The 12,373-nt window shown below is 61.4% G+C and carries 8 protein-coding genes and 3 pseudogenes; 4 read left to right on the plus strand and 7 right to left on the minus strand.

Annotation, left to right across the window (positions count from 1 at the left end):
- The 7 genes and pseudogenes from AB3X89_RS29560 to AB3X89_RS29590 form a co-directional block, all read right to left on the minus strand.
- Nucleotides 1-597: pseudogene (locus tag AB3X89_RS29560) on the minus strand (hypothetical protein); the annotation flags it as partial.
- Nucleotides 594-1,472 (minus strand): hypothetical protein, encoded by an 879-nt coding sequence (locus tag AB3X89_RS29565; protein ID WP_368586448.1) that lies wholly within the window; start codon nucleotides 1,470-1,472, stop codon nucleotides 594-596. The pseudogene AB3X89_RS29560 and the gene AB3X89_RS29565, both read right to left, overlap by 4 nt.
- A 7-nt stretch (nucleotides 1,473-1,479) precedes the next feature.
- Nucleotides 1,480-2,025 (minus strand): phage tail protein, encoded by a 546-nt coding sequence (locus tag AB3X89_RS29570; RefSeq protein ID WP_368586449.1) that lies wholly within the window; start codon nucleotides 2,023-2,025, stop codon nucleotides 1,480-1,482.
- A 56-nt stretch (nucleotides 2,026-2,081) separates the two neighbouring features.
- Nucleotides 2,082-4,406, minus strand: a complete 2,325-nt coding sequence (locus tag AB3X89_RS29575; protein WP_368586450.1) for a phage tail sheath family protein — start codon at nucleotides 4,404-4,406, stop codon at nucleotides 2,082-2,084.
- 24 nt (nucleotides 4,407-4,430) lie between these two features.
- Nucleotides 4,431-4,781, minus strand: coding sequence for a hypothetical protein (locus AB3X89_RS29580; RefSeq protein ID WP_368586451.1), 351 nt, complete (start codon nucleotides 4,779-4,781; stop codon nucleotides 4,431-4,433).
- 197 nt (nucleotides 4,782-4,978) lie between these two features.
- Nucleotides 4,979-5,674 (minus strand): LuxR C-terminal-related transcriptional regulator, encoded by a 696-nt coding sequence (locus tag AB3X89_RS29585; protein ID WP_368586452.1) that lies wholly within the window; start codon nucleotides 5,672-5,674, stop codon nucleotides 4,979-4,981.
- A gap of 470 nt (nucleotides 5,675-6,144) precedes the next feature.
- Nucleotides 6,145-7,434 carry a hypothetical protein gene (locus AB3X89_RS29590; RefSeq protein ID WP_368586453.1) on the minus strand — a complete coding sequence of 430 codons (1,290 nt, stop codon included), beginning with the start codon at nucleotides 7,432-7,434 and terminating at the stop codon, nucleotides 6,145-6,147.
- A 227-nt stretch (nucleotides 7,435-7,661) separates the two neighbouring features.
- Between AB3X89_RS29590 and AB3X89_RS29595 the strand changes: the two are divergent.
- The 4 genes and pseudogenes from AB3X89_RS29595 to AB3X89_RS29610 all read left to right on the plus strand — a co-directional run bounded on the left by AB3X89_RS29595 (nucleotide 7,662) and on the right by AB3X89_RS29610 (nucleotide 12,185).
- Nucleotides 7,662-8,463 (plus strand): annotated as a pseudogene (locus tag AB3X89_RS29595) (IS5 family transposase).
- A gap of 355 nt (nucleotides 8,464-8,818) precedes the next feature.
- Nucleotides 8,819-9,918, plus strand: a pseudogene (locus AB3X89_RS29600) (integrase core domain-containing protein).
- A gap of 743 nt (nucleotides 9,919-10,661) precedes the next feature.
- Complete coding sequence (locus AB3X89_RS29605; RefSeq protein ID WP_368586454.1) at nucleotides 10,662-11,180, plus strand: antitoxin Xre/MbcA/ParS toxin-binding domain-containing protein; 519 nt, start codon at nucleotides 10,662-10,664, stop codon at nucleotides 11,178-11,180.
- Between the two features lie 552 nt (nucleotides 11,181-11,732).
- The gene (locus tag AB3X89_RS29610) at nucleotides 11,733-12,185 is read left to right on the plus strand and encodes a MarR family winged helix-turn-helix transcriptional regulator (RefSeq protein WP_176379888.1); all 453 of its coding nucleotides are present in this window, start codon (nucleotides 11,733-11,735) and stop codon (nucleotides 12,183-12,185) included.
- Nucleotides 12,186-12,373: the final 188 nt, after the last annotated feature.

Consider the following 12,373-nt stretch of genomic DNA (forward strand, 5'->3'; position numbering starts at 1 on the left):
GGAATAGGGCGCGACGAAGCTATCGACCGGCGCGGCGAGCGCTGGCCGGATCGTGGCCGGCGCGGCAATGGCAGGCGACATGTCGCGCGTAAAAGCCGCCTGCTCATGTACCTCGACGACGCGCTCGGTGTGAATCTCGCCGATACGCGTCGCGGGGAGCGGGGCGGGGTGCGGCTGGTGCGGTGGCGCGGCGTCGTCCGGCATTGAGGCGGCCGGGCGCGGCGGCGACCAAGCGGCGGCGATGGGCGCGGCCAATATGGCGTGGGCCCCGCCGCTCGCGACGGCTGACGGCGCGACGTTCGCGAAAATGCTTCGTTGCACGAACGGAGCCGCCGGCGCGGGCGCGGTCACGGAAGCCGCCGTGGTGGGCATGCGCGCCGCCACCCCGGATTCCGGCGATATCCGCGATACCGGCGGCACCGGTATCGGCGCGTCGCGCACGGGCGCATCGGAGAGCGTCGGTGCGGCTGGGTCGCCCGCCATCAGCGTTTCGGCCACCGGCTGATGCAGCGGCATCACGAACGCCTGCCAGTGCGGATGCAGGACCGGCGCGACGCCCGCGCTGCGGCGCGCGAGCCGGACCAGAAAGTTGCTCATGAGCCGGCCCCGGCACGTTGCATCGCGAGGATCAGTTCGACATAGCGCGCGCGCCGCCGCGCCGACATCGACAGAATCTCGCACTCACTCCAGCCGTATTGCGATGCGAGCAGATGCACCTCGCGCAGCGACTGCCGCGCGCGCGCGTCGAGTTCCTCCAGCAGCAGCGACGCGGCGTCGAGTTCCGCGACGAACGCGCGTCCGCACGCGGGGCAGGTCATGTCGAATTCGATGCCGGCCTGCGGATCGAGCCCGGCGATGGCCTCCGCGACGGCGTCGCACACGGCGACCGGGAGCGCGCGCACCTCGACCTGCGCGCCGTCGACGCGTGCCCAGAGGACGCAGCGCGCCAGCAGCGCGAGACCGGCGCCGGGGCCGTCGTCGAGGGCGAGCGCCGCCGTGTGGTCGAGATCGCCCGCGTTGGGCAGACGGAAGCGCAGCTCGTAGTGCGCGTCCCCGTGGGTGAGCCCGAGCGTATGTTCGGGCGCGGCGTCGGCATAGGCCGGCAGCAGCAGATCGCTCACGCGCAGCGCGAGCTCCAGCGCTTCGTCGCATTCGCGCGACGGGCAGCGCAGCACGCAGTTGAGCGCATCGCCGTGGCTCTGCATGCGCAATTGGAGCAGCAGCGCTTCGCGGTCGCCCGCGCCGAGCGCCTGCGCCGCGCCGGGGGGCGCGTTTTCCAGACAACGCTCGAGCAGGGCTGTGCCCCGCGCGCCCGGCGTCATGCCCGCGTCGAGCGTGTCGAGCAGAAACGCGTGATCCCGCTCGCTCGCGGCGCGCAAGTGCAGCTCGCGCAGCGGCGCGCCATCGCGCCAGAGACCGTGCGGCAGGCGCGCGGGCAGCGCGGGAGTCGGGTCGGGAATGTGCGCCGGCATGTCGGTCTCACACCAGGTCGGTGAGCAGCGTGTCGGGCGGCTCAGTGACATCCGGATCGAGTTCCCAGCCTTCGTTCTCGATCTTGATGGACTCGATCCAGATCGCATTGGCGTTCGCGTCGAGATCGGTATGGGAGAATTCGCTGACCCAGGCTCGATAGACCTTGTAGGCGAGGACCTTCTGGCCGGCCTCGTTATAGATCTCGATCAGGAGATCGCGGCGGAAATTCTGCAGCGAGACCTCCGAGCCGACGGATCCGCCGTCCGGACCCTTTTGCGTGTAGTTCCAGACGCTGAGCGCCCACCGATGAAACTTCCTGTCCTGCGACATGCCGCGTTCCATGGTGATCGCCTCGTACTTGGTGCGTCCGGGCGACCTGTGCGGTGAGCTGGGATCGCCGCCGTCGCGGTGTTCGATTACCTCTGTCGTGCGCTTCAGGGCGGTCACCTTGCTGACGCCCGCGACATATTCTCCGTCGATCTTGACCCGGAATTTGAAGTTCTTGTAGGGATCGAAGCGCTTGGGGTTGGCGGGAAACTTTATGCTGGCCATGACGTGTCTTCACCTCTGATGTTCGTGTACGAGACGGCCGCGAGCAGGCCGGACAATCAGACCTGGAGCGCGCCGGCGATCTGCTGGATCTTGATCACCACGAATTCGGCAGGCTTGAGCGGCGCGAAACCCACCACAATGTTCACCACGCCGAGATCGATGTCGTTCTGCGTTGTGGTTTCCTTGTCGCACTTGACGAAATAGGCCTCGCGCGGCGTCGTGCCCTGAAACGCGCCCTGCGCGAACAGCGTGTGCATGTACGCGCCGAGATTCAGCCTGATCTGCGCCCACAACGGTTCGTCGTTGGGTTCGAACACGACCCATTGCGTGCCGCGAAACAGGCTTTCCTCCAGATAAAGCGCGAGACGGCGCACCGGAATGTATTTGTACTCGTCGGTCAGGGTGTCGGCGCCGCGTCCGGTGCGCGCGCCCCACGCGACCGTGCCGATCACAGGAAAGGCGCGCAGACAGTTGAGCCCGATCGGATTGAGCGCGCCGTTTTCGTCGTTGGTCAGGACGCAGGTGAGACCGGTCGCGCCGCTCAGCACTGCCTGGATGCCCGCGGGCGCCTTCCATACGCCGCGATTGGCGTCGGTGGTCGCATAGATTCCGGCGAGCGCGCCGGCCGCCGCGAAGGGCTGGACGATGTTCTGCTTGAGCGGATGAGGCGCCGTGTAGCGCGGGAAATAGATCGCGCAATTGCGGCTGCGCAGCGCGGCGAAGTCGCCGCTATTAACCCATGTCTGTGCCTGCGCGAAGGTGCTCACGGCTTCCGGTGCGTCGATGATCATGAACGCGCGCCGGCGCTGGCAATAGTCGATCGCCTTGATGAGCAGGCCGATCTTGCCGTTTTTGGTGCTGGCCTCCGGAATCACGAGCAGATTGAAAAGGTCCACTTTTTCGAGCGCATAGAGCCCGGTTTTCTTCAGCGCGTTGCCGGTCAGATCGATCTCCTGCGGCTCGGTGCCGTCCTTGCCCTGCGCGCCTTGCTTCTGGTAGAACGCTGTCCGGCCGAGGCCGGGTGCATAGCGCGCGATGTTGCGGCCGCTGTTGGCCGCGCCGTCGATGCCGAGTGCCGTGGCGAGCGCGCCGGTGAACGAAAACGACAGGTTCGGGTCCGTCGGCCCGGGCACGATGCGCACGCTTTTGCCGATGCGCTGCGCGTATGCACCCACGTATGCGGCCTGCGCGCTGCTCGCCGCCGTGAAGGCCGCGTTGATCTGCGCGATCAGCTCGTCGAGGTTCCCGGGCGGCGCGACGGTCGTGTTGACGCCCCAGACATACAGCGGGCCGGACGCCACTGACTTACCCGTCGCGGCCGACTCCAGCGTGAAGTCGAGCTGGCCGTCTGCCGGAGTGGGAAAGGCGAGCGTTACCGGAACATTGACGGTGCCGGTCTGCATGGGACGGCCCTCGGCGGAGCCGTCGACTTCCACTCCGCCCTGATCGACGCCCAGCTTCAGCAAGTCCGTGACATCCTGATCAGAGGCGGGCACGAAAACGATCGAAGCGTTCTGGGCCAGGTGGCTCGCATCCGTGACCGCCGTGAACTGCATCTGCGTGTCGCCGTTCACGAGCGCGAAGCTGACACCGGGCGGCGATTGCGCGTTGATCGCGTTCATGATGTCCGTGCCGACCGCGGTGAGCGTGTCCTTGACGGTGGCCCCGGCGGGTGCCGTCGGCAGCGCGACGACGGCGTCCTGCGCGCCCGCGCCGTCGAGCATGTAGCCGACGCGGTAGCTGGTCGTCAGCGCGGGGTTGCCGACCAATGCCGGATCGGGCGGGGCGCTCGTGCTGGTGGCGGCGCCAGTGCTGGGCGTGAGGCGCTGCACGCGAATCAGGTTCGACGTGTGATTGACGACCAGCTCCGCGAAGCCTGGGCTCTGATCGTTGAGCGTGAGATTCAGATAGGGCTCGCTGGTATCGGGCGTGAGCCTGCCGTTCTTTGTCACGTACTGCGTGACGGTCATGTTGAACAGACTGCCGGGAGCTTTCTTCGAGTCATAGTCAATGTCGATCTGCAGCAGGTTGCCCAGCGCGCCCTCGGACAGCGCCGTCACCAGCAGCGCCGGACTCTTGTTCTTGTCGAGGAGCGTCACCGAGGCGGCCTTGGCGCCCGCCGCGACGCGCACGACCCAGGCCTCGTTGCCGCCGTTCTGAAAGAAGTCCCAAACCGCAAAGCTCACCGGGCTGTCGATCGCAAGGTCTCCGAACAGACCGACATACTCGGCGAAGCTGAAGATGTGCGCGGGCTCATTGAGCCGGCCTTTCGCGGTGTAGCCGATGAACGCCGTGACGGACGTGCTCACTCCCGTGATTGTGTGCACCCCGCTCGGAATTTCTTCGACATAGACGCCGGGATAGGTAAGTGCGACGGGCATGTGAGCCTCCTCACGAGTCACGAGCTAGTTGCCGGGACCGCGCAGCATGCGCAGCAGGGCCCCGGGCGATACGTCGGCGACCATGCGCGGCAGCGCGCCCGGCACATGGATGATCGCCGTGCGCCCCACGTCGTGGAGTTCGACGATCCGCACCGGCGGACGGCGCTCGCGCAATTGCGCGAGCGCCGTGTGCGCACGCTCGGTCTTGTCCATGCATACGACGACGACCTCGGGTGCGATTGCTTCGAGCGCCGTCAGCGCTAGCCCGGCAGCCACATCCCCGACCACCATGAGATCGTCTTCATCCGCCACCAGCCCGACGACGAGATCGCTGAGCAGTCGCGGCAGGTTCACGGTCAGTAAGCGCGTAGGCACTGCGACCACTCCGGTCCCGGTTTGAGTTCATGCTGAACTGGATCGGGCGGCATGCAAATGAATCTCACGGCGCAGATCGGGACGACCGGGAACCGGATCCTCGCGCGTCGGGCGACAGGCCTTACGGCGATGCGTAACTGGGAGAGGACACGCGGAAGGGGCGTCGCGGGAAGTCCATGGATCGAAAGATCCATGCGCTATGAATCCTGCGAAGGGAACATGACCTGAGCATGATCGGCCACACGCATGCGTGCGGCGGCTTCGCCTCGGCGCGCGACCTGCAGCTTGTCGAGAATGCTGTGCACGTGATTCTTGACGGTGGAGAGCTCGATGCCCAGATGGCGGGCGATTTCCTTATTCGAATAGCCCTGGTCGATGCAATGCACGATCTGCCGTTCGCGGTCCGTGAGCGGTGCGTGGCGCGGATGCGCGTCGGCGATGCGCGTTTGTGTGGCGAGATGGCGAAACAGGATGCCCGCGACCTTGGGCGGGCACAACAGTTCGCCGCGCGCCGCACGGCCGATCGCATCGACGAGATCTTCGTTGGACGCATCGCACGAGACGAAGCCGCTCACGCCGGAGCGCGCGTAGGCGAGGACGTCGTGCTCGCGCGCGCGTGCAGCGAAGCCAAGGATATGCAGCGACGGCGCGGCGCTGGCGATACGGCGTCCCGCGACGAGCCCGTCCTCGCCAGCGATGTCGAGCAGCACGAGCGTCGGATGGAAGCGGCCGAGCGCGGCGAGCGCGGCATCGGCGTCCGCGACAGCGCAGACGTCATGGAAGGCGGGATGCTGCGCCAGGATGGTGGCGAGTCCTTCGCGCAAGAGTCGCACGAGGCTTACAAGCAGGATCCTGATCTCTTGTTCGGAGCAAATCTTCGCTGCGTCGTTCATGCGATCACTCCAGCCCATGGCGCTAACGCATTCGGGTCATATCTTGTTCACTTCGGGCGCTTGCTGCCGGCGGGTGATGCGAACGGCGCATCTTTGTTGATTAGCTAACCTCTTACAAATTGCCTCAATCTTGCCTATACAAAAGAGTAGGACAGCGTTGGGTACCCGCACGAACAAGCAAACTATATTTATAGGCAGAGGTGTATTACAGAACGTCGATTAAGTCGAGACTTCGGTCTCCGGTTCGTCCATATTCGTTCCACCGCGCAAACGTATGCATTGCCTGCCGATTGAACGACTTCTCGAACTCCGCCGACTAGGTTGTTACCGCTGCAATTCTTTGTGCCCAGAACTCCCACAGACTATTGGTGCGTCTCCGCAAAGCTGGTCAGCCCGAGAGATAGCCCAGATTGTTTGGGCGAGCGGACCATCGCAAATTACACCTGCAACGCTAGTTACGCGAGTTTCACTTATTTGCTTTTTCCTGACTCGGTTTCTGGCGACGCCGGTGGCCTCTCCGACGGCATGATTGCGCCCATGATACGCTCGATGAACTCGAAGAACTTGTCGACGCCATAGCCTGCGACGAATGCCAATGCCAGCGGTGGTAGCGTTTTGCTACCCTCCAGAAAACTGGTGAAAAGTCCGATCGTGATGCCTATAATAATCGCCGTCGCGATCTGCGCGCGGTTCACAACCGCCGACTTCCGCACGTGATAAGTAGAGGTAGCCAATTCCAACCAGATGCGCCGTAAGACAGCTGCGCACGCGCCGAGCGCGGCGTATAGCACCGGAAGTACAAATCCGACGATCGATCCACCGAAGTTATTCGCCTCTGCCTTCAGTCTCAGCGCGATTTCTCGGATATCCTGGTAAACGGCGATTTTTTGAAATCCTTCCTGCACCTGATCCACAGGCGGCCGTGGTGCAGGTCGGGCGTCGCGTTTCGAATCCTCGGCATGACTCGGCTGCTCGTCCGGCACTTCCATAGTGCCCACGTGCAGCAGCGGTAGTTTAATCTCAAGGTTGGCTCGCCTACCATCCGCCGTGCACATCCAGAAGTTCGTATCGTGATGCGTGACGGGCCCCACCATGCCGACGTCCTTCGTGTAGCAGTTGCCCATGTACTCGTCACGTTGCCAGATCTCTGTGCTCTTATCGAACTTGAATTGGCCAAGGAAGTTCATGACCGAATTAAGGCCTTCGATGTCCGAATAAAGCTGGCGCAAGCTGATGGCGAACTTCTGGATATTCTCCTTCAGTTCGCGCGCCGTTTGCGAATCCACGAGATGGTCGCTCGCGTGCTCATTGTCATGGACGTCCTCACGCGAGTCCCAGACCTGCAAAATGAAGGCTTGGGTTTCGTCGTGAATCGAGAGCGCAAGCTTGTCGTTCGACTCGACGTGTTTGTCGATATCAGCAGCGAATTGGTTAAAAATGAGCATTAGACATGAAAGTGCGATAACAAGGAGGGAAACAAAAGCTGTGATGCAGCCGTAGAACCACATCGACCTTTGCGCAATTGCCGGCGCTCGACGGTTGAGCGTCTCTCTTGTTACTGGCGAAACCGCATTTGCGATTGCGGCATACGCCGCGTAAAAAGGTGCAATATCTTCCGGATGCCAATGATTTTTGGATCGCGCGTCGACTGCAAGACCGACCGCGTTGAGATGCTTTTCGGGAATCTCGATGCCACGCTGTGCGGCAAACGAAAGCAGCCGCTGGCAAACTGAAACGTCACGCGCCAAGCCGTACACCATGGATCCTCGGGGGACGTAGTCGGTATTCCTACTGGGCGCGTCCGATGGGGAGGAATCCGAATCCATATTCGCACCTTTTTGCGAGCGGTCACGTCAAGAGGCCGAAGCCGCGCAGATCGCCGAAAGCTGCTGCCGCGCGCTAACAGGCCTTAACAAAATGAATCAGGGGGCTGTTTCCTTTCGACAAGCCCTGTTAATCCGATCGTTGTTTTGGCGACGACAAGAACATGGCCAAACCCATACTCGGCGACGAACTTCGGACGCTCATCGAACCTTTGCTGCGGCCCGCCAAACCACGGCGAACTCGTTATTCGGGGCGCAATCCGCTCGACGATTGAACGGTGCTCGCGGGCATTTTTTTCATCCTGCAGACGTGTCTGCGTTGGGGCCTACCGCCACGCGAGATGGGCTGCGGCAGCGGCATGAGTCGTGACTGGCAGGCAGCTGGCGTGTGGGACCGATTGCACGAAATTCGGCTTGCGCCGCTACGTGCAGCGGACCAAATCGACCGGTGTCGGGCCATCGTCGACTCCTCGTCAATCCGTGCCGTGGGCGCAGGTCAAGAGCGGGACCCAGTCCCACCGACCGCGCGACACCGTCCAAAACACCACCTCATTACCAAAGCGCATGGCATCCCGCTCGCGGTGATCCTGACCGGCGCGAATCGCAGTGACGTCACCCAGTTACATGCATTGGTCGACGCCATCCCGTCCATTGGACGCAAGTGTGGCCGACCACTATCGAAACCTCCGGACGTCCGGGCCGACAGGGGTACGATTACGACAAATACCTCCACTGGCTAAACGCACTGAAATCGCACGCCGTGGCGAGCCTCACGGCAGCAACCTTGCCAAAACGCGTTGGGTTGTGGAACGATCCATTTCATGGCTACACAACTTCCGGCGACTGCGCATCCGCTACGAACGCCTCGCATCTTTTCACGAAGCCTTCATGAAAATAGCCTGCTTCATCATCTGCTGGCGAAGGCTGAAGAAACATTTTGTTAACCGCTCTAAGAGCGCAGCGTAAGTTTCCTGTGCGGGCGAAGATTCGTGCCGTCTCTTGTACCCGCTGCAGTTCGACTGATACATCTGTCCCAACACCGAGCGTTGCTGTGAAGAATTCATTGATGCAACGCGCAACTTTCGCAAATCAACATCATTATGAACACACCTTTCGCCCTGCGGAGACAACCGACTTGCAGCACGCGCGACGAATTCTTAGGGTGAAGATTAGCTCAAAGTATTGCTTTTTCGTTCAACAAATGCCTCCGAAATCAGACAACGAGACCTGCTTAGACGGCCAGCCGACCAGCATGACGCCGGTTGGAGCAGTCCCACGTATCTGAGGACACGAGGACTCTCTTAAAATAAGGGATAGTCTTGTGTCTATCGGTAAGCCGAGTCGTTACCTGGAGAGCTTCGAAATTCTGACCGAGCCGGAGCGACGTCGTCGGCGCACGGCGCAAGAAAAAACGCCATCGTGCAGGAAACATTGGAGCCAGGGAGCGTCGGTATCGGCCATTGTATGTCGGCACGGCGTCAATGCCAATTAGGTGTTCGGCTGGCGCAAGCAATACCAGGAAGGCAGTCTGGCGGCGGTGAAGGCAGGCGAGACCGTTGTGCCGGTATCTGAGCCGGCCGCCGCCATCAAGGAAATCAAGAAACTGCAACGGCTACTCGGCAAGAAGACGCTGGAGGTCGAAATCCCGAAAGAAGCCGTGGAATGGGGCTGTTCAAAAAAACCTGATTGCGCGCTCGCCCTTGCTGCCGTGGGACGACTGATGAAGACGGTCTGCGAAGTTCTCGGCGTGGCGCGCTCTGCCGTGGCGGTGAAGCGAGCTCGCTCGTCTGACTGGCGCGATGCTCGCCGTGCCCGCGTGACCAATAATGCCGGGCCGGTCGGGGAAGTTCAGGCCCATGTGGCGCATCTGCCGACCTACGGCTACCGGCGTGTCTGGGCGCTGCTGCGCCGCAGTCGGGAGCAGACCTATGCGCCATGCATCAACGCCAAGCGCGTGTATCCGGTCATGCGTGAGCATCAGTTGCTGCTGCGCCTGCGCGTGACGTTTGCGCTGGACTGCTGCGACCGTGAAGCGATTAGCTGGGCAGCGACGACCGACGGGCATAGCGGCGATGTGGTGCGCGACGTGATGCTGGCCGCCGTCGATGAGCGCTTCGGCGCCACGCAGGCCGCGCAGCCCATCCAATGGCTGACGGACAACAACCACCGCACGCGCAGCTTCGCTCGCGAATTGGGTCTTGAGCCGCTGACCACGCCGGTCCGTTCGCCACAGAGCAATGGCATGGCCGAATCGTTTGTGAAGACCATGAAGCACAATTATGTCGCCTATATGGACAAGCCTGACGCACCGGTCTCGCGTCTGGCTATCGCGTTCGAACACTACAATGAGCGCCACCCGCATAAAGCCTGAAATACCGCTCGCCTCGCGAGTTCAGGCGTAATGCGGTGTCATCAACCTAACGGTGTCAGCATGTCCTCAGTTACACTCGGGCAACGAGATCGAAGCCAAAAACATGGCAGTTCGCTTCAGAGTCCTCCTACACTAAACGAAGGAATCGCATGCCCAGCTCGAGCAACTCAGGTTCCGGCTCATACCTGCGCTCAACAAAGCCGCCAATGATGCTGAGACCATGCAAACTGCGCTAGTCACCGCATTTGCTTACGGAGTGCCGCAACGCAGTTGAGGTGGTCATCTCCGATATAAAGTTGGCACACGGCTTCTTGACCGATTCCATGCTGGCGATTGCGGTACTTTACGATTGCCCTGACTTCTGTAATTCGCTCTTCGTTTTCAAATGAAATGAGAAGTACGTGACGCTCGACGAAATCATCGAAAAATCGAACCCATGCTCAGCCGACGCGCGATCTTGCGCATCAGTTCCGTTTTGCCGGCGAGCATGCAACCGTCAAACGTGATCAGGCCGTGCCTAAGGAGCCGGACAGTCACTCGTTGACGCCTGCCGGGACCTACACTGGCACAGGCTATTGAGGTTGACGCGGCACACCTGATTGACGAGGGGGCGACCAGCGAGCCATTCTGGGCACGGTCCCGAAGATAACTGGCCCTGAGGCACTACAATCTGTTAATGGGTCGAGCGACGGCCAAGGCGACGGCCGGAGCACGTGATGCCTCAAAGCGCGATCTGGCGGGTGCGTGGCATCTGGCGTATGGTTATTGACACGTGGGGGAGTCGGAGTCTGAAATGAGCCAAACCCGAGAGGCGAAGGCGCCACTCAGCCCGTTCGCTGGCCTGCTGAACGCGATCAAGTTGAGGATTGCGGCAGCGCATGCCGCCCTGCGGCCCGAAGAACCGATCGATGATGCCATCTCGAAGCTCGCGGACATAACCTCAATGCAGACACACGACCTCGTGGTCACGGGGCTTCCGGTCGCTCTCGCGCGCGACGTCACGGCCACTTATGAGATCGTCAGTCGGAACGAGGTGCTCCAGACCATCGGGGTGAGCGAGGGAACGCTGCAGCGTGGCAAGCGTTCTGCCCTGGCGCTCGACAGTAACGCGAGTGACCGGCTCATCCGGCTCGTAGTCGTGACCGAGCACGCAATCGACGTCTTTGGTTCGAAAGATGCAGCCGAGCGTTGGCTTGTCACGCCGGCTCTCGGGATCGATGGCCGAAAGCCGCTGGACCTGCTTCGAACCTCCGAAGGCACCGAACTCGTCAAGTCGTTCCTGACGCGCATCGACTACGGTGTCTATTCTTGACGCCGTTGCCCATCGCATAGACGGCGATGCCCAAAGCTGGTCGTCGAGCGCTTCGAGCGTACATGGCGGCGCCGACAAACTCTAACACCCGATCAGGCACTAGCGCTCCTCGCCCGAATGCGAGGCATCCCGGGGAGAACGGTGGATGGCGGATGCACCCGTTTCGGTCATCTATGGCACGGCATCTTGACGATCGTTCTTCGGGGTCCATCGGTCGTTCGCGTGCGCGTGCCCGGCAACATCCAAGCCGACGTTTCGCTTACCCGATCCGCTTTTCCGGGACCAGCCTGGGACGTCATTAAACCCATCCCATTCGATCATCGAGATCCGGTTCACAGCAGTGCTCATCGCACATTCGGCTTTCGTGGCCGCTCCTTCCTTCGCACACGTTAGGCAGCGATTCTATTTTCGCGTGGATACTCTTGCTGCAGCGTGATGGTAGCCATGCGACTTCCGTGAGAGGCGAATCAAATCTTCAGGCCATGTTGCGATATAATCGCAAGCGATATATTGCAATAGCGAGTCATCGACCATCGTTCGAAGAGGATATTCATGAAACCTACTGAACTGCCAGAATCGGCGCCCGTGCCGCTTGCGGACTATCTTTGCTTTGCTGTGTACTCCACGAATCTGGCGTTCGGCAAGGCTTACAAGCCCGTCCTCGATGTACTTGGCCTCACGTATCCTCAGTTCATTGCGATCATAGCGCTCTGGGAGCAAGACAACCAGACAGTGAGCGGGTTGGGAGAAAAGTTGTTCCTGGAGTCGAACACGCTTACACCACTGCTGAAGAAGCTCGAAGTGATGGGCTACGTCGAGCGCAAGCGTGATCCCGCGGATGAGCGCCAAGTTCGCGTCAGCTTGACGAAAAGCGGCCGGCGGTTGCGCGAGAAGGGTCTGAAAATTGCAGACCTTACTGATGCGACTGGACTCAGCCCGGACGAATTCCAGAAATTGCAGAAGGCGATCGTGACGTTGCGAGGTAATTTGATCAGCTCACTCTGACGCGCTTTTCTCTGGAAGCAGTGTAGCCGACACGGATCATTTTCCCTCAGAACGATATCACCTTTGGCGCGAGGGACAACATCAGTTCTCGCTCTTACTTGTCCATCAGTCGGGGTGCGCTCAGCTAACGGGCGAACTCGGCGCGTCATGTGTCGTCCAGCGCTGGTTGAGCGCAAACTTTCGACGAC

The organism is Paraburkholderia sp. BR14320 (genome assembly GCF_040948665.1).
GTDB lineage: Bacteria > Pseudomonadota > Gammaproteobacteria > Burkholderiales > Burkholderiaceae > Paraburkholderia > Paraburkholderia youngii.

What these genes read in the sequence shown, in the direction of transcription:
- AB3X89_RS29565 (WP_368586448.1), bottom strand. Translation starts at nt 1,472, where the DNA reads ATGCCGGCGCACATTCCCGACCCGACTCCCGCGCTGCCCGCGCGCCTG.
- AB3X89_RS29570 (WP_368586449.1), bottom strand. Translation starts at nt 2,025, where the DNA reads ATGGCCAGCATAAAGTTTCCCGCCAACCCCAAGCGCTTCGATCCCTAC.
- AB3X89_RS29575 (WP_368586450.1), bottom strand. Translation starts at nt 4,406, where the DNA reads ATGCCCGTCGCACTTACCTATCCCGGCGTCTATGTCGAAGAAATTCCG.
- AB3X89_RS29585 (WP_368586452.1), bottom strand. Translation starts at nt 5,674, where the DNA reads ATGAACGACGCAGCGAAGATTTGCTCCGAACAAGAGATCAGGATCCTG.
- AB3X89_RS29590 (WP_368586453.1), bottom strand. Translation starts at nt 7,434, where the DNA reads ATGGTGTACGGCTTGGCGCGTGACGTTTCAGTTTGCCAGCGGCTGCTT.
- AB3X89_RS29605 (WP_368586454.1), top strand. Translation starts at nt 10,662, where the DNA reads ATGAGCCAAACCCGAGAGGCGAAGGCGCCACTCAGCCCGTTCGCTGGC.
- AB3X89_RS29610 (WP_176379888.1), top strand. Translation starts at nt 11,733, where the DNA reads ATGAAACCTACTGAACTGCCAGAATCGGCGCCCGTGCCGCTTGCGGAC.